Annotated in this window: 12 protein-coding genes; 2 read left to right on the top strand and 10 right to left on the bottom strand. The window is 50.5% G+C overall.

From position 1 onward, the window contains the following. Positions 1-171 precede the first annotated feature (171 nt). Positions 172-1,260 carry a polysaccharide lyase family 20 protein gene (locus CA264_RS01035; RefSeq protein WP_119570408.1) on the bottom strand — a complete coding sequence of 363 codons (1,089 nt, stop codon included), beginning with the start codon at positions 1,258-1,260 and terminating at the stop codon, positions 172-174. A gap of 1,357 nt (positions 1,261-2,617) precedes the next feature. Here CA264_RS01035 and CA264_RS01030 point away from each other — a divergent pair. Both CA264_RS01030 and CA264_RS01025 read left to right on the top strand, forming a co-directional pair. Next, positions 2,618-5,032: a T9SS type A sorting domain-containing protein gene (locus tag CA264_RS01030; protein ID WP_025603965.1), complete on the top strand. Its 2,415-nt coding sequence runs from the start codon at positions 2,618-2,620 to the stop codon at positions 5,030-5,032. Positions 5,033-5,452: 420 nt separating this feature from the next. Then, complete coding sequence (locus tag CA264_RS01025; protein ID WP_119570407.1) at positions 5,453-6,280, top strand: polysaccharide lyase family 20 protein; 828 nt, start codon at positions 5,453-5,455, stop codon at positions 6,278-6,280. 180 nt (positions 6,281-6,460) lie between these two features. On the opposite strand, the gene CA264_RS01020 is transcribed toward CA264_RS01025, so the two are convergent. The 9 genes from CA264_RS01020 to CA264_RS00980 all read right to left on the bottom strand — a co-directional run bounded on the left by CA264_RS01020 (position 6,461) and on the right by CA264_RS00980 (position 17,490). After that, entirely contained in the window at positions 6,461-7,495 is a 1,035-nt protein-coding gene (locus CA264_RS01020) for a DUF354 domain-containing protein (protein ID WP_025609556.1), read from the bottom strand. Positions 7,496-7,581: 86 nt separating this feature from the next. Beyond that, entirely contained in the window at positions 7,582-8,541 is a 960-nt protein-coding gene (locus CA264_RS01015; RefSeq protein ID WP_025609555.1) for a glycosyltransferase family 4 protein, read from the bottom strand. A 41-nt stretch (positions 8,542-8,582) separates the two neighbouring features. Continuing rightward, the gene (locus CA264_RS01010; RefSeq protein WP_025609554.1) at positions 8,583-9,728 is read right to left on the bottom strand and encodes a glycosyltransferase family 4 protein; all 1,146 of its coding nucleotides are present in this window, start codon (positions 9,726-9,728) and stop codon (positions 8,583-8,585) included. Positions 9,729-9,854: 126 nt separating this feature from the next. Further along, positions 9,855-10,994: a glycosyltransferase family 4 protein gene (locus CA264_RS01005; protein WP_025609553.1), complete on the bottom strand. Its 1,140-nt coding sequence runs from the start codon at positions 10,992-10,994 to the stop codon at positions 9,855-9,857. A 41-nt stretch (positions 10,995-11,035) separates the two neighbouring features. Beyond that, a complete protein-coding gene (locus CA264_RS01000; protein WP_025609551.1) occupies positions 11,036-12,346 on the bottom strand; it encodes a hypothetical protein in 1,311 nt (436 codons plus the stop codon). A gap of 11 nt (positions 12,347-12,357) precedes the next feature. Continuing rightward, a complete protein-coding gene (locus CA264_RS00995) occupies positions 12,358-13,167 on the bottom strand; it encodes a P-loop NTPase family protein (RefSeq protein ID WP_157593763.1) in 810 nt (269 codons plus the stop codon). Beyond that, on the bottom strand, positions 13,152-14,624 hold the full coding sequence (locus tag CA264_RS00990; RefSeq protein ID WP_025609549.1) for a nucleoside/nucleotide kinase family protein: 1,473 nt from the start codon (positions 14,622-14,624) through the stop codon (positions 13,152-13,154). Before CA264_RS00990 ends, CA264_RS00995 begins: the two co-directional genes overlap by 16 nt. 99 nt (positions 14,625-14,723) lie before the next feature. Then, complete coding sequence (locus CA264_RS00985) at positions 14,724-15,845, bottom strand: hypothetical protein (RefSeq protein ID WP_025609548.1); 1,122 nt, start codon at positions 15,843-15,845, stop codon at positions 14,724-14,726. A 91-nt stretch (positions 15,846-15,936) separates the two neighbouring features. Beyond that, complete coding sequence (locus CA264_RS00980; RefSeq protein ID WP_025609547.1) at positions 15,937-17,490, bottom strand: MATE family efflux transporter; 1,554 nt, start codon at positions 17,488-17,490, stop codon at positions 15,937-15,939. Positions 17,491-17,532: the final 42 nt, after the last annotated feature.

The following is a 17,532-nucleotide window of genomic DNA, read 5'->3' as shown; positions in this document are numbered from 1 at the left end:
ACATCGCTACCGCCTTGTGGCACAGGATCGTTTTCTTTTACCACACCCTGCAACCACTGGAGGGAAGCGACGGCAAGCAAAACCATTTAAAAGCAAAAAAGGGCAGCTAAGTTAGCCGCCCTTTTTTGCTTTATAGTTGTTCTTAAAGCCTTATAAAGCCTCTTATACGATCTATCTTCCTCTAGCTCTGGAGAAGAACTTGTCCCACCAGTCTGAGTTAAACTTAGACCAGGCACTTGGATACGTCTTCGATGGCTCTTCCGGAGCAGGCGCAGGGGCTGGAGCCGGTGCTGGTGCCGGAGCTGTTTCCTCAGGCGCTGGCGCTGGGGCCGGTGCCGGGGCAGGCTCCTCTGGCGCTGGCGCTGGAGCAGGAGCAGGAGCAGGGGCCGGTGCCGGCTCTTCAGGCGCTGGTGCTGGTGCCGGGGCCGGAGCCGGAGCAGGAGTTGGCGCTGTAGTTGTAGCCGTCATTTCAGCCAGCGATGCGCTGGCGTTTCCGACCCTGACATTGTCGAGGAAGAGCACGCGCTTGTTGGTGGTTGTGGTCTCCGAGGCCCAGCCGGACTTGTAGATGCCCACCTTCCACTTGGGCAAATCGCCGGGGTACATGTTGGCGCCCTTGCGGTCGACGACCATCTTGCCGTTCACCCAGGCCTGGGTCAGGCCCTCCGAGCCGCTGGCGTGGACCATGTGCACCACGATGCGCAGCCAGGTGTCCTTGGCCACCGGGCCGATGTCGATCTTCTCGCGGGCGTCGGCGTCGCCGCCCACGCGGAACTGCAGGCGGCCGGCCTTGCTGCGGATGGAGGCCGAGGGCGTGCCCAGCCCGCTCTGGTACCACTGGTTGATCACCTCGTCGTCGTCCTCGTCCACGAAGTCGGCGGCCGGGAAGTAGACGTCGTAGGCGTACCACATCTCCTTCTCCACCTCATCCTTAACCACGGTCACCTCCACGCGGCGGCTGCCCTTCACGTCCGGGTCGTTCTGGCGCAGCTCGAAGCGGGCGGCCTTGCCGCCGCCGCCCGGGCGGCTGGCAGAGGTGAGCGAGTGCGGTGCTCCCAGCTCAAGGCCGTGCGCGCCAGAGAAGGGATTTCCGCTCTCCATGTCGTCGGCGAATATAAGGTTACCCGACACCGCTAAATTAGTACCCTCTGTACTAAAGGAAGCAGAAGGGCTTACTTCATCTAAATCTTTTTTATCACAAGAAACTGCTATGGTGCCTACTAATACAGGCATCAGGAAATAACGAAGTTTATAATTCATTTTGATTTGGCTAAAATTGAAAGATTTTAAATGTCCTGCACTTTAACTACAATCGATTAAACATAGCTAATACAGAACAAGCTTTTATTTTTATTAATTAAACAATAAAGAAATCAGTTTTTCTACCTTATAAAGGTCACACTTTAGAGGTCTACCCATATGAACACATACTTAATAATTCAACAACTCAATCCAACTACATCTCAAAGCTTATGCGCATAGCTTTATTGTACATTTCACAACTGATGGTAGCACAAATGTAAAGGCACCGTGTCCACAAAAAAAAAGCGTTTACCAAAAAAGGCTTAAAATACTTTATTAATTACAGCAACTCTATTGCATAATTATAATTTCTACATTGTGTAGATTACACTTTTTCCCTATGTGTAGAATTAATTCCACACTTTACTTTATAACTATACCAATACAATACTCAAAGAAAAAGACTTTAAATGACGGGATAACAGATAAAGGAATGTACAATCACAGGCGCGCCACCACAGAAGCGCTCTTGCTAAAACTGCACCTAACAACAGATTGAACTATTAAAGTATAAAGGGAGGCAATAATGAAAAAGCAGAGTTGTACTTACTTATCTTTCAAACGATCTGCTTAAGCCTATATTACATTATATATCTTAAAATATATAACGCACTGTAATTGTGGTAATTATAAAAAAAACAAAGCCCAAACATACTACCTGGTGCGCTGTGTTACGGACTTACGTAGAGGAGAGGAAAGGTCCACCGTTAAAGCGCCACCCAGGGAGGGGGCTTAGTTACGCAGCTATTTACTAAAGGGAGTTGACGTTAAAAGGCTCACTTACAAAGAGACGCCTGGGTTAGGGCATCCTTTCCCACTGCCCTGCGGCTAGCCAAGACTTTTGTTTAGCACCTTTTATCTACCTGGTTACTATCACTATCCACAAGCCTGCATGTGGTGTAAAGACACCTTGCCTCTCCTACTACAGGCAAACCAAACAGCCACAGCCATATTTTCTGGCGCCACAGCCAGCATCTACATAAAATACCAACACCACACACACACCTAATGAGGCTCACAACTTACTTAATCCAAAGTTTTGGCGGCTGAAAAGCTTAACAGATGGCAGAGCACACCTCAATAACAAAGTACAAATATCTATTATTTTTATACTTTACAAAACCAGTTATTAGCTACATAATTTAATACATTAACAATATATTAACAAAATATAAAACTTTTACCCCTTTATTCAATATAACATCTACACAGGAGAAACACGCTTAAAGCCAACTTACCACCAGCAGACAGCATGTTTCACTGAAACCATAAAAGCCAAGAAAAATACCATATGCATAATTTTTAATTACACCTTATGAAAAAGCTCAACCTACTATTATGCTTCACTTTCCTACTCTCTTTTAGTGTTGCAGCTCAGTTTGGCGCAGTTACTCCGCTGAACGAACATACCATCGATGTAGGGGCTGGCACCCAGGACAAGTCCCAGTCAAAGTTGTTTATGCATGATGGCCTGCATTGGGCAGCGTTTGCTGACGCAGAGGGCACCCACCTGTGGCGACTGGACGGCAACTCCTGGACCCATGTTATAAGGCTTACTACAAAGCGAGGCAGGGCAGACTGTAAAGTTGTCGGTAACACTGTACACATATTAGTGTTCCAGAACAAAACGAGCCAGCTTGTGTCGGTGGAATACGATGCAGCCACCAAGACCTATAAGCCTTGGACACAGAGAAGTTCTGCTGTGACTTTCTCATTTAACGAAGAGGTGCAGACGGCTACAATTGACACAGATGAGAACGGCAGGATGTGGATAGCTTACGTGAGAGGCACAGACGTGCAGGTGCAGTGGAGCGACACCCCATACGGCACCTGGAGCTCCCCTATCACGATAGCATCAGGTGTAAGAAGCGATGACGAGGCCGCTGTTATTGCCATGCCGGGTAAAGTGGGCGTACTGTGGTCGAACCAGAACACCATGCGCTGGGGCTTTAAAACACATGCAACCGGCGCGGCTCCGTCAAGCTGGTCTGCCGATGAAGTGCCTGCCTCCCAATCAGCTGAAAACTTTAAGGGAGGTATGGCTGATGACCACATGAACATGAAGGTATCCAGCGACGGCACCCTTTACTGCGCCATCAAAACAAGCTACAACGACGAAAACCATCCGCTTATAGCACTGCTGGTGCGCCGCCCCACCGGCAGCTGGGACGATTTGCACTCTGTGTCCAGCACGGGCACCACTCCCATTGTGGTGATCAATGAAAAGGCAAACAAACTAAGAGTGATTTATCCATCCAAGACATACGGCGGAGATATACTTTACAATGAGTCTCCGATGAGCGCGATCTCCTTTGGGCCAAAGCTGGTTCTAATGCAGGGGGCAGCCTACAGAGACCCGACAAGCAGCAAGCAAAACATGAACACGACAGGGGTAGTTTTAGCCACTGACGCCACCGCAGGCATTGTAGATGGCGTGATGGTAAGCGACAACAACGTAACCCCTCCTCCCCCGGCACTACCAGCAACACCGACCCTTGCCTCTCCGCAAAACGCGGCTACGAGCGTGGCCCTGGCACCAACGCTGACCTGGAACGCCGCACAGGGTGCCACCACGTACCAACTACAGGTAGCGACCTCCGCCGATTTTGCCAACAATGTAGTTAATGAAAGTAATCTCACAGCCACATCCAGGCAGGTCAGCGGCCTGTCTAACCTTACGACCTACTATTGGCGCGTACGGGCCAGCAACACAGCGGGGAATAGTGCCTGGTCCGACACCTGGGCCTTCACTACCCTGGAGCAGCAGAGCCCTCCACCACCAACCGGTGTAACGCTGGTAGGCCACTGGAAGATGGATGAAGGTGGGGGCACCACCTTGTTTGATGCCTCCGGCTACGCCAATGACGCAGTGTTACAGAACACGTCGATGGTGGAATGGGTACCGGGGGTTTACGGCCTCGCGCTTGAGCTGCCCGGCAGATGGTACCGGTTCGCTGTGGCGCCGCACAGCCCCTCCCTGGATATAACTGCTGCCATAACGATAGCAGCCTGGATTAAACCCGCTGTAGTAAAAGGAAGAATGGTGCTGAGCAAGGTAGACCCCGATGGTTATCAGTTAGGCGTATCGGGCAACGGTAAAGTGGAGTTCATGTTTAACTCTACCACAGCTGGCACTACCTACCGCCTGTACTCCAAAACAAGTTACCCCGCCGACGGGCAGACCTGGATGCACATCGCCGCCACTTACGACGGCAAGACGGCAAGGATCTACATCAACGGGGTGGAAGACAACGCAGCCACTTACCCGGCCGCACCAGCCATTGGCTCTAATACTTCCAGCTTAGTTATTGGTGCCTTGCGCGATGCCAACCGCTGGACGGGAGCCATGGATGACGTAAGGCTCTATAAAGGCGCCCTGAGTGCTGCAGAAGTAGCCACCCTGAGCAACGGCGGCACTGCTACTGAGCCGGAGAAAGAGGAAGAGGTGAAGGATGGCCCTTGGAAAGCCAACTCGCGCGTGGTTGTTTACCCAAATCCTTTTAACTCTAAAGCTGACATCAACTTTTCAGTCAGAAAGGACACGCCATACACTTTAACCCTGTTTGATGGCAGAGGAAAGCAAATATCGGTCTTAAGCGAGGGGACTGCTAAGGCAGGCGAAGTATACACCGCCGAAATCGACGGAACAAACATGTCCAAAGGCTTATACTTTCTCCGCCTGATAACAGCAAAGGGTACCTCAGTAACGAAAATAATGTTTGACGAGTAACAACTTGCCGGATAAGGCAGACACACAGACGAAACCGGGTGCTCCTCCTGCCAAGGACTCCGTACAAGAGTAGAATAGACAATAAGGCATATTATCTGCCAGCCCTCTTGCTGAACTGCTGTTAGTTTAGCAAGAGGGCTTGGTGGCTAAAGCGACAACCCCAGCAACTTCCGCATGACAAAAATCTGGCACAGAAACACCAGTAAACTAACCCGATACACCGTATGAACATACGAGCACCTCGCCACTCCAAAACGCCAGGTATAAGCTTTACCGGCAATGCCAGGGCACAGCATTTTACTTTCAGTAGAGACGCTCTAAAATTGCCTGGCAGAACAGAACAACAGGTTACCACTCACACGCAGGAACGTGAGGAGGCAGTAGTCATACTTAGTTCGATGTAAACAAATTCGATAGCTTATGCCTTTACCCCAGGATTATAAACTGCTCTACGCTTTGCTACCTATACTGCTGAGCGCTTTTATCATAACCTCTGTTTACCAGGACCAACACAAGCGTAAACCGGCTTTAGGTAACCTGATATTCGCTGACGACATGGAGAGCAGGAGGCCCTTTTCGGAGGCGCACCGCCTTGAGCTGGGAGCACCCCACTCACTCACCTCTGCCAGCCGCCCGGGCGGCGGCGGCAAAGCAGCCCGCTTCGAGCTGCGCCAGAACGACCCGGACGTGAAGGGCAGCCGCCGCGCGGAGGTGACCGTGGTTAAGGACGAGGTGGAGAAGGAGATGTGGTACGCCTACGACGTCTACTTCCCGGCCGCCGACTTCGTGGACGAGGACGACGACGAGGTGATCAACCAGTGGTACCAGAGCGGGCTGGGCACGCCCTCGGCCTCCATCCGCAGCAAGGCCGGCCGCCTGCAGTTCCGCGTGGGCGGCGACGCCGACGCCCGCGAGAAGATCGACATCGGCCCGGTGGCCAAGGACACCTGGCTGCGCATCGTGGTGCACATGGTCCACGCCAGCGGCTCGGAGGGCCTGACCCAGGCCTGGGTGAACGGCAAGATGGTCGTCGACCGCAAGGGCGCCAACATGTACCCCGGCGATTTGCCCAAGTGGAAGGTGGGCATCTACAAGTCCGGCTGGGCCTCGGAGACCACAACCACCAACAAGCGCGTGCTCTTCCTCGACAACGTCAGGGTCGGAAACGCCAGCGCATCGCTGGCTGAAATATACACCGGGCCCACGCCGCCCGCTCAGCAGGCTGCACAGCAGGAAAGTCCTTACTAAGGAGTTGCTTTAAAAAGAAGAATGCGACGGCATCAGGGTCAGGGTTTCAGATGCCTTGTTCCGAGCTTTTGCACTTAATAGCCATCTCAAAACATAGAAGGTGTAGTCCGCTTAGCTGCAACCCTGCAGCGCAAGCCAACAAAGCTACAGCTATGAGGTTCTAAAAGCGGTTTGAGTTTTCTAGCTGTACTTGAGTACTTCATCCATCATAAACTGGGTCGTGTCCGTGCAGTCCTGGAGTAGCTTTTCTCGTAAGGCCCTATACTTGTTAGTGCTGTTATCATCCTGTATGATCTCAAGCGCGCGCGCTATCGCCTTCTCCTGGTCCTCCAGGCCTGACCTGAAATTGTTCACCAGCCCATACTTGTACTCCTGCTCGTCTAAATAACCTAAGCTGTTGCTGTTGATAAAGATGGAAGGGGTGCCCAGCACAGCCGCTTCTGACGCCATCGTACCACTCTCCCCAAACAACAGGGCACTGAAGTACAAAGCATCGTGAATCTGGTTAAACGGAATCCTGATCCTGTACTGCTCAAGGTCTTCTGGCAGCACACCTTCGGAAGAGATAAACACCTTTGCATGCCTGGCCAGCAGGCGAACGGCCTTCCGCTTGTTCTCCAGCGTCATGCCTGAATGCCCAAAATCATGTACCGCAGCCCAGGAGACAAACCTGACGATGACGTACTTTTCGCCTTCCTTCACATCGAGCAGCTTTAGAATCTCCGGGTTGGGCTTGAAATAGTTGGGGTGCAGGTAGGCAAGCTCCATGTAACTGTTAAAGCGTACGTGTTTCTCCCCTAAGTCCAGCCGGTAGCAGGAAGGTGTAAAGACCTTGGTCGCAAACGGAACGGTAAGCTTGTGATGAAGGCTTGCGTGCTCGGTGTCGCTAAACACAAGAGAGGGCAGCCCCAGAATTTTAGCAACCTGCGACGGGTACGGATGAAGAAAATTCAAAAAGACATCTGGCCGGAACTTTAGCGATGCCTGCATGAGCTTTAAGTCGGCGTACAGCAGGTAAACGAATTTCCCAATCTTACCGTCACGCCCCTTTCCCCTGTTTATATAGGCTATGTTATACAAGTGCAGCAGGCGGTGCGACATTTCTTTATCCCTGGACACAAAGGCAACCTCATGTCCTCTAGCTGTCATTAGCAGGTAAAAAGACCTAAAATAATGAACATGGGCAGGGTGATTGATATCAATGAGGATCTTCATACAATCAAGCATGCTTTGGGTGGTGTTATACTTTTAAGCTCTGGCTACTACCCCTAAAAAGGGGTGCTGCAATATCATATCATCTACTATGTGGTTACCAAGGGCATTCTGCCCAGCACATGGTTGTAGATACTAAAGACCCTTTTGGCAATAACCTTATTGTCAAACCGTTCCAGCACCGGAGCTCTGTTCCTAACCCTAACTGGATGAAGCGATATTGAGGTCAGGCATTTTACATACTCACTGACTTCTTTATCAACGATGTAACAGTTATCGACATTCCTGCAGATGGATTTTACATCCCCTACATCATTCGAGACGACCGGTAAAGCGTTTAGAACTGCCTCTTTAACTATCTGGGGGCTTCCCTCTCTCTCGCTGCACATGATAAGCGCATCGGCAGCCTGCATAAGCCTCGTGAGCTGATTTCTGTTGTACCCTTTGAGCTCAACAAACTCTATTGACTTGGAGGAAGATGCCTCTAAAGCCGCTATAACTTTAAAAGCAAAGCCCGGGTCCTTCACGCTACGCTCAAAGCTGGAGGAAAACAGTACTACAAAATTGTTATCTCCCCACCCGTACTCCTTCCTTGTTACCTCCCTGTGATTTAGTTCAACATCGGTATCTATTCCACAGGGAATCAGGGAAAAACGCTCATGTATGTACTTAAGCATCTTCTCGGACACCAGAATGTTATGTGCTGAAAATCTTGCAGCTAACTGCGATAGCGGCCGCTCTGTTCTTTTGTTGATATCACTACCGTGGAATGTTATAACGACTTTAGCCTTATTATGAGCGGCAATCTTGCTGATTACTGCAACAAGCCCCCAAAGCCCATAATGCACATGAATGATATCGATGCTGTTTTCACGCCTCAACAAAGCATAAAGCTGCCTTATAGCCTTTACATATCCTGATATGCCACCCTTTTTAATAAAGAAATGCTGGGCGTTAACATCATAGGAGTTAACCAAGGCAGTTGTTTGCTCCTCGATAAAAGGGTGAGGTTTACCAGAGTTAGACCTGCTCAGATACAACACGTTCATGTTTTCAACTTTTAATTAACGCTTCTCAGGCTCGCGCTTGATTATACCATGCTACCATTCAAAAAGAGTGCTACAGCGTCTCTATAAACCGTTTCAAACTCCCTCCCCATCTTGTTTAGAGAAAAGTTTTCTGCGATATACTTTTTACTGTTCTCCCCAAATTCCTGGCACTTTTCAGGGTTATCGATAAGATCCGTAACAAGCGTTGCTATACCCTCTACTGACTGGTCTGTAATGAGATAGCCGTTTTCATTATGATGTACTATTTCATTAGTACCGCCAGCATCGGTGGCTATCACAGGCTTCCCTAAAGCCATGTATTCCATAATCGCATTCGAGATACCCTCGCCATGCACGTTTCTGTTTGATAACAGCATCCCAACGTTACAGATGCTGACTAATGACTCCACATCATCTATCTTGCCTGTAAAGATGATGTTGGGGTTTTCCTCCGAAAGCCTTATAATTTTTTTGTAGGTAACATCATTCTCACGGTACCACCCCGCGCCTACAAAGCTGATATCCTTCCTTAACGCCGTTACGTGTTGAGCCACCTGTAAAAAAAGGCCGTAGTCTTTGTTCTCCGACACGGAGGCAACCATCACGACTGTGTAGGGCGTTTTGATACGGTATTTAGCCCTTACCTCTTCTTCGGGTGGCAAGCCGGAAAACCGATTAAGATTCAACCCATTATAAATAACCTTAGACTTATGAGCAGGAGGCGCGTAAGCTCTTAACCCTGCTTCTGAGTTTGACAGTATTATATCTGAGCACCTAAAGTTGACCGTGTCTATGATGTTACCGATAGACAACTTCCTGATTTGTGGAGGGGCCGATGTTATTTGGCTATTTATTAGGGAAGCCCTGTTGAGAATTACAGCAGGAAGCGCATAAAAGGACTGCACACGCCCCCAAGTATGAATGTAGTCCGGTTTGAAATCCTTAACTACCTGATGAAACTTATAAAAAACGGTAGGATCATACTTCTGCCACTGTTTTTTAAGTACGACATAAGGTATGTCTAATTCAAAGAAATGAGGGTAGTGCACGTTGTCTTCAGTACAAACCACCACCATGTTGAAGGCACCCGCTCCCTTTAGGTATGAGAGAAGTTCTATTAGTCTTCGCTCTTTGCCACCAGCCCTTAAACTACCAATAAAGAAAAGTATGCGTATTTCGTTAACCATATTGAGCGGGCAAAAGGTGATTACATATTCAACAGCTACAAATCAGAAGATCCTGTAGGCTATATATACTTACACAATACACACAAAAAAGTTATACTTAATAACAGTAAAACAAAATAAAATTACTTATGTAGCTACCATGCCCTTGCTTACTTTTTCATTTTCGAGTAAGCCAGCCAGCAAGGATGCCTGGTGCTTGTGGTCATGATGAGACATTACATACTTAACAGCGCTGTTTGACATAGCCGTATATGACTCTGGTGTTACTGAGGTAACCTGACACAGCAAGTCCTTTGCATCTCTATACACGAGCCCTACTCCCTTCTTATCTATCAAGCCATCAGGGTTTACCTTGTCAGTCGTTAAGATTGGGGTACCATTTGCCATCGCCTCTAAAAAAGTGTTGCTAAAGCCCTCGTAGTGGGAAGTGTTTAAGAGGTATTTTGCCCCCCTTAAGAAGGAGGGCACTTCATGTCTTTTCAGGAACCCGATAAACTCGACATTAGGGAGCTCCTGTAGTTTATCAAGGAACCTCAGCGTCTCCGAATCAACTTTGGGGATAGCGTTACCTGCTATTACAAACTGCTCATTCGGGATTGCCGCCGCGATCTCATAGAGCAGTTTCAGGTTCTTCTGGTGCTGGAACAAGCCCAGCCAGGCGATATAACCCCCTTCCCGGTCATCTGCTGAGGCAGTGGACGCCGCCAAGACAATAGGGTTGGAGAGTTTGTACACCTTCTTTCCAGGAAACTTCTTTGAGATCACTCCGAACTGATAGTCGTTCTGGCAAAGTATAAAGTCGGAGAGCTTAAAGCCCAGGTTCTGGAAAAAGCGATGCAGCCTGGAATGACTCTTGAGAAAGCGCCTGTCGATCAGAAAGTCGTTAGAGATCCGTTGGATAAATTTTATATTCAGGCGCATGCACATCAACCCGATCAGAAACGATTCCCAGCTGGGAATGCCTTTGTAAAGGTAGTCCGGCTGGACCTGTTTCAGCGCCTTGTAGGTGTGCGGTAGCCGGTAGTAAACCCACCTGAGCCAGCGCACGCCCTTGCCCCTGTCAAAGTCGGCTACAACGTTAATACCCTGGCAGTCTTCCTTCAGGGCTTGGTTGTGGTGCGGCTTTGTGAGCACATACACTTCATGCCCTAACGCCAAAAGGCCCTTTATCCACCCGTAGGCTTGTACAGCAGCCCCTCCCGTGGGCTTTTCATCCTCCAGTAAGAGGTTTATCACCTTGTCGTCATAGAAAAGAAACTTAGCCATTCACGCGTGTTTTAAGGGTCAGAATTATATTCGCACTATCTTCACAAAGCATGCTGGGGCATACCGGCTTTGGCCTTGGCATGCGGGGAGAAACCTGTGGCAGCCAAACTACCCGGAGCGTCCGAAGCCGATGCCGTGCTGTTTTCCTGCCGCGCCAGGGGCAGCATCAGAAGCAGGATCAGCAACATCATACTTTCTGTACTTGTGTAGCGCCCCGTAACGGTATAGACCAGAAAAGCGCTGCCGCAAAACAGGATGATCACAAAATCGAGCCTCTTTACAGCATGCCGGCATGACTGCACAAAACTGCTGGCGATCATTAGCAGGTATAGCAGCAGCCCGACTACCCCGGTCGAATGCACGATGTTGGTTATATCCGAGTGGAGGGTTCTGTCTTCCAGCACTCCCTTTCCGTAATTTCCGGAGCTGTTCAGCAACTCATACCCGAACCAGGGGCTGTAGTCGTTGTAAACAAACATGTCCTGGTACAGAATATCGTACTCCAGAAAGCGGGTTTCCTCGCCAAGCTCCCGCTCGTCCAGCTTCCGTTGCTCATACCTGGCAATAAAAACATCCACGAAACTCGTGTTCATAACAATCACAAACCCAGCAAACAGTGCCAGAACGATAAACAGGGCTGTCTTCCTGAAGCTGTGCTGCGAGAAAAGGATAAGCAGAACCGCTGCCACCCCCAGCATGGTGGTACCCATCACCGACCGCCTGAAAGACAGCATGATAAAGGCGATGGCAACAATGGACGTGGCCAGAAACAACAGGTTCCGCTTTGAAATCGCGTTCCACAGCACGATAAATACAGCGATGCCAAGTATGTTAAAGTCAGTTGCGTACAGGTTGCCGTACAGGATGCCCGAGGTAATGCCGTACATAAGCTTGGGAGAGTAGCTGAATACCGTGGAGAACGCCACGTTGACGATAAAAACAGCCAGTATGAGAAAAGCCGCGCTGGCTAACTCTTCCATAACTGTATCCTTGTCGTGCTTCTTGTAGATAGCACTGACCAGCGGAATGGAAAGGAAAAGCCAGATGAGGGCAAAGAAACTCGATCTGATCGTTTCAAAATCCTCCGTCTGCGTCACGAGCACCGCGTACAGGATAATCAGGAGCAGGGCGAAGATGTTTTCCCGCAGAAAGCCTGCGTTTTTATACGCCAGGTACAGTATAAGCAACGATACGATGGTGTAGTACAGGAAGGCAGGCGTAAGAGGCTCTATCGTGATTCTGGCGAACAGGATCACGGGGATATACAGCACGGCCAGCTCTTGTTTGTAAGCGAAGAGGTAAAGGGTAAGCCCCAAGATGAATAGCTCAATCAGTATAAAGTATAGGTTCATTTGGGCTGGGTTTAAAGGTTTTGCAAGACTTTCCGGATCACCTGTACATTTTCTTCTACCGTTTTCTCGCCATCCACTTTATAAATATCGACATGCTGTGCGTGCAGCCTGCCCAGAATGGCACCTAAAGTACACTGCCACTTTTCGGTTTCCTGCTCCAAAGCCGCCACGCCCTTACCAATGTGAGAGGCAATGGTCTTTGGCCGCGATGTAAGCCTGTTGGTTATGGTCACTTTATCAGCTGCATCGATATAAATAATGGCGCGGGGCAGCGGGATCAGGTTGATGTAGCGGTCGATCAGCTGCTCGGCCGAGGCCCCGTTGCCCTGAACCAGGAACGACTTCTGCAGAAAGCCCTCCTCAATAACACAGGGCCTTGTGCTGGCTGCTTTCTGCAGGGCCTGGTAACGGCAGAAGTCTCCGAACAGGAAGTAGGCGGCCCTGTAGCGGTGGGCGCCGTTGCCCGGGGCAGTTCCTGTATCGGACAAGAACGCCCAGCAGAAATCGGCGAGCGCCTGGTTCTCCTGAATAAAGTCCAGGCCGTACTCCACCGGTACACTTTTAGCCCTTCTTTTCCCTGCTAATACTTTGTAGTTGTACTCGAGCCACTTGCTGAAACGAAGGAAGCTCGGCTTTGCCGGGGCCAGCAGGGCATCCTGGTAAACCCAGTTGCATTCGGGGCTCCACTTTTTGCACAGCGCTTTGTAAATGGTGGACTTCCCGACGCCGGGCGGCCCCACAATCTCAACGAGCGGTGTTTTGCCATGGCTCACGACGGCTCTCACAGGTGCTTCCATGACGGCTCTCATAAGTGCTTCCATATTTCCTTCTTGATGTTCAGGAGCACCTGCTCGTAGTTGCCGTTCGTGTCAAAGCTCACGACGGCTGCGTTATTAAACGAAATGCGCCCTATGCTCTCGCACTTCTGCTGGAGGTTCGCCTTATCATGCCCCGGCTTGCGCTGCGAGGCTACTTCCGGTGAAACCTGGAGCTTAATAACCAGGTCGGGCTCCAGTGCGGCAACTTTATCGAAGAGCCTCCCCTCCCACGCCGCGCCTCTCTTGGACCTGTGCTGCTGCAGCTTAGGCCCGTCGTTCAGCCCAAAGGTGTCTTTCTGAGGAAACCTGTCACAGATAACGATGCTCCCTTCGCGGCTCAAGGCCTTCGCCACCCGCAGAAGGCGCAGCTTTTTGCGGATGAGCATGATGTAGTGTAAGCTGCCCGTTAACTTTCTGAGCAGCTTTGCGACCGCGCCCCGCTGAAACAGGGGATCAGTGCCGAAGAGGATCTTTTTGTTGTAACTCTTGATAAAAGGGTATTTTCCCATGTAGAGATAGTGCGTGTCGATCTTAAAGGTCAGCCACTCCACCAGGTCCTTGCTTAGGGTGCTTTTCCCGGAGCCGTCGCTTCCCACCAGCGCGATCACCTTGCCCCCTCCCTGGAGCGACTTCCCGAAACGGTGCGGCCCCACAAACCGGGCAGAGCGCTTCTTAACTTTGAGCAGCAGCTTGTAGTATGTGGAGGCAACAACGGAAAACGGCCAGGAAGTACGGAAGTGTGGTTTTAGCTGATAGTAAAGCTCCCTGGAAACCCGAAGGAGCGCTGCCGAATCAGGTGCCCTCAGCATAATCTTGATACTGGCCTCGAAGCCCTGCGGCACCTTAAGGCCCAGCTCCTGGCACAAGTCAACCAGCACAGTCGTGCTGGATCGCTCCAGCAGCCCCAGCAGCTCACGCTTGATGTAAACCGGCACATTGGGCTCCCGTTTCAACTGCTCCTGCAGTGGCATTTTGGCCCAGATGCGCACAAACAGGATAATCGCCTCCAGCTCCGGCCTTGGGACAGGCCAACCTGTTTGCGGGTCCGTTATAACATGCCTGAAGAAAGCATCGACCCACGGGAGGTAAAGGTGCTTGACGTGCTGTATCCCCGTAACCAAGGCATAATGTGCGTGAATGTGCAAAAGCGTACCGGTAGCCGCATCCAGCCCTAGCCAGTCCTCCACATCTGGGTAGGAACTCCAGGGCTGGCTAACCATTCTCTTGTACCCAAGCAGGGCCATGCATGCCTCAAAAGCGGTACGTTCGCCAGGGTGCACAAGTATATCCAGATCCGTTTTGCCCTCCAGCCCCTTTAGTAAGTGGCTGTTGCTTTTCCAGTGAGCAAACCGAATGTTAGCGCCCTTCAGCGTTTCCAACAGCCTTACCGACTCCTCTGTCGCCCTGTGTTCTACCGAATCGTGACTGCGCTCTTCTAAGACAATACTAGATGTAACCATAAACGTAAGCTTAAGTAGTGGTTTGGGTGCGTGTACCTGTTGTTTTATCTGTCGGTGCCTCCTTTGATGCTTCTAAGTTTTTAGCCAGAGAGCCTGTGCTTATACAAGCGCTCCGCCTGCTGCTTCCTGCAGAAAGGACAAAACCCTGCTATCAATTTGCCGCAAAGCGCCTTTATACTCTTCCCTGGCCTGCTCTATGATATTCCGGTGCTCCGCGATGTTGCTGGATACCCGTTCGATTGTTTCAAGCAAGTCGTTCCCGTCCCAATCGATCGGCACGTATGTTTCGTGGCTCTTGTAAACATTAGGCCACGTTTCAATGCCGTCCATGTTAGGCTTAATCAGCAGTGCTTCGTTTAAAATAGCCTCATAGTCTCTGTAGCAGATCTCGCCCCAGCCAAAGGGGCTAAGCACCGCCGCCATCTTTTTGATCTCCTTGTTGTAGGCACTTGGGGCGACCTTTCCTGTCACAATGCTGCTGTGGCTGGAGCACTTGCTCAGGAGTAGCTTTCTTTGGTAGCCTACCGTGTGCGGAAAGGCGCTGTATCCGAAGCGGGCGTGCACGTAGTTTGATTTGGCGCTAACATTCAGAGGCTTGTCCAGGTCACGCAGCATCCGCTTATAGTGGTAAGTATAAACGGGCTTAAGCGCCTTAGACAGGTTGGCGTTAACAGCAACCCGTGCCATTTTGGTAAACAGCACGTTCGCCATGGGGTAAATGCCGTAGCCCAGGTTCCAGGAAACCCGGAGCTTGTTTAAAAGCGCGGGGTCGCTGGGCGGGTTCCTCATCTTTTCCTTTTCATCCGTTACCCCGTATGTCTGGTTGTAGTAGTTGGTAAACAGTTGCCTGCCGTACGCTGGCTGCAGATAGGCCGCTTTCTCTTTCAGCAACTTTCCCTTGTAGTAGAGGTCCACGAGGTCCATGTACTCAAAGTACAAACTGTCACTTCCCGCACCGTCATCCAGCATTACAACTCTCCTGAACCGCCGCTTAAAGTCCTGGATGTACTTCCGCTTCTCCTCCACAGTCTGAAAAGAGTCGTTCCCTTTAAACACCCGAACAAGAATAACGCACTCCCCTTCAGCCTTTCTAGCCTCCTTAGAGTTTATGTGCAGGAAATTGACTAAAGCGCTGTGCTCCGACACAATCAGCGGAAACAACGTATAGAGCGATTCGATCTTAGAATCTGAGTGAATCACGTAGATGCTATTCTTTTCCATCAGCTTATTGGTTTACATTTGAGTCGCCTGACCTTTACTTCCCATACTTTGCTGCGGCCCTGGCCTTGGTTCGGTATTCCAGCGCGTTCAACTACTTGTCCTTTTTCAGCAGTTTAACCTGAGACAGCACTCCCCAGGCCTCCTGCCTTTCATACTGCCCGATGCCTGCAAACCAGAACACCAGCCCCGCACTTAGAACAACCACAAAGCCGGCCGTAAACAGGTGGTACCAGCCGGCAAGCTCCACCCACTGGCTCAGATAGGCTGCCCCCGCGAGCATCAGGGTCGAGATAACGAAAGGTTGAATTTTCTGCCTGGTCAGTATCCTGGAGTTGTCCTGCATCCTTTCCTTCAGGATCAAAGGATACCCCACTGTCAGGATAAACCGGCCTACCAGCACGCTGCAGCTCAACCCTATGATGTAATGGTCATCCACCAAAGTATAGGCAAGCAGAATGGTTACAGCAGATGCCAGCACAGAGAAGAGCACCTTCTTTTTCATGTTCAGGGTTACATTGATGATCAGGCTATCGATCTGAAAGAAGATGGCCTGGATAGACACGTACAGTATCAGCAGGTTCTCCAGGGTTCCGGCATAGTGGTCTACGCCTACCCACAGGGCAATGAACGTCCTGTTCAGCAGCAGCACCGCTACGCCTAAGCTTGTAATCAGCAGCCAGTTGAGCGTCACAACTATCCGCCTCGCCTTGATCACCTTATCATACTCCTGCTTGCCGAAGAGCCCCCCAATGCCCGGAATGATGCCGTTCACCACGGCGTTTACAAAGCCCTGTATAGCGTTCGAGGTAAACATGGTGATGGCGTACTTTGTCACAAAGACAGGACCTGCCAAATAGCCCAGCAGTATTTTATCGCTGTGCAGCAGGAACATCTTGGAGCCGGTGTAGGCCATAAACCATCCGCTGAGCTTCCCATAAGAAACCACTTTCGACATATTGGTTTTGCCAAAGCCAAACCACCCGATGCTCTGCTTTACAATGTAATAAAAGCTGGCACCAGTGATAACGGCAGTAAACACCTCAACCATAGACAGGCCGACCAACCCAAACCCCTGTGTTATTGCCAGCACTTTCAGCCCACCGCCCACGGCTACAATCCCCGCCCGCAGCCCCATCCGCTTAAAGCCCAGGTTCATGCCCCGCAGCACAGACTCGAACAGGTTAAAAACCTTGTTGATGACCAGGGACAGAACCAAAAAGGAGCAGGCCATCCGGATAATACTGTGATATTCTGCGTCGGCTTTGGTGATAACAGGCGCGTACCACACAATAATGCCGCCCGTAATGAGCACCAGGGGCAGAATCAGGCAGGTAACCACCAGGGCCGTTGTCACATCGCTTCGTAGCTCTTCCTTTTCCGCTACCCCTCTTTTATTGGCAATAGACCATTTTAGCACCTGGGTCGCGCGTGTATCAGCCATGCCGGCATAGCCGGTCATTTGGGTCAGCATCTGCCAGATGCCGTACACCGCGCTGCCCAGGCCGTTTACAATAAAGGGGCTCACGATAAAGCCTGTAATCTGCGCCCCTCCATAGTCAATAATGCTGGTGACGGAGTTTAGATATGCCCGCTGCTTTAGGTTCTCCTTCTTTTTAGGCGCTTTTTTTACAGTGTTCTCAGTCAAGGTCGTAAGCGTTTGGGGTACTGTGACAGGGATGTTGTTCGC

Source organism: Pontibacter actiniarum, from assembly GCF_003585765.1.
Lineage (GTDB): Bacteria > Bacteroidota > Bacteroidia > Cytophagales > Hymenobacteraceae > Pontibacter > Pontibacter actiniarum.
Note: the sequence above shows the minus strand (reverse complement) of the source record. Positions and strands in the feature narration are given on the sequence as shown.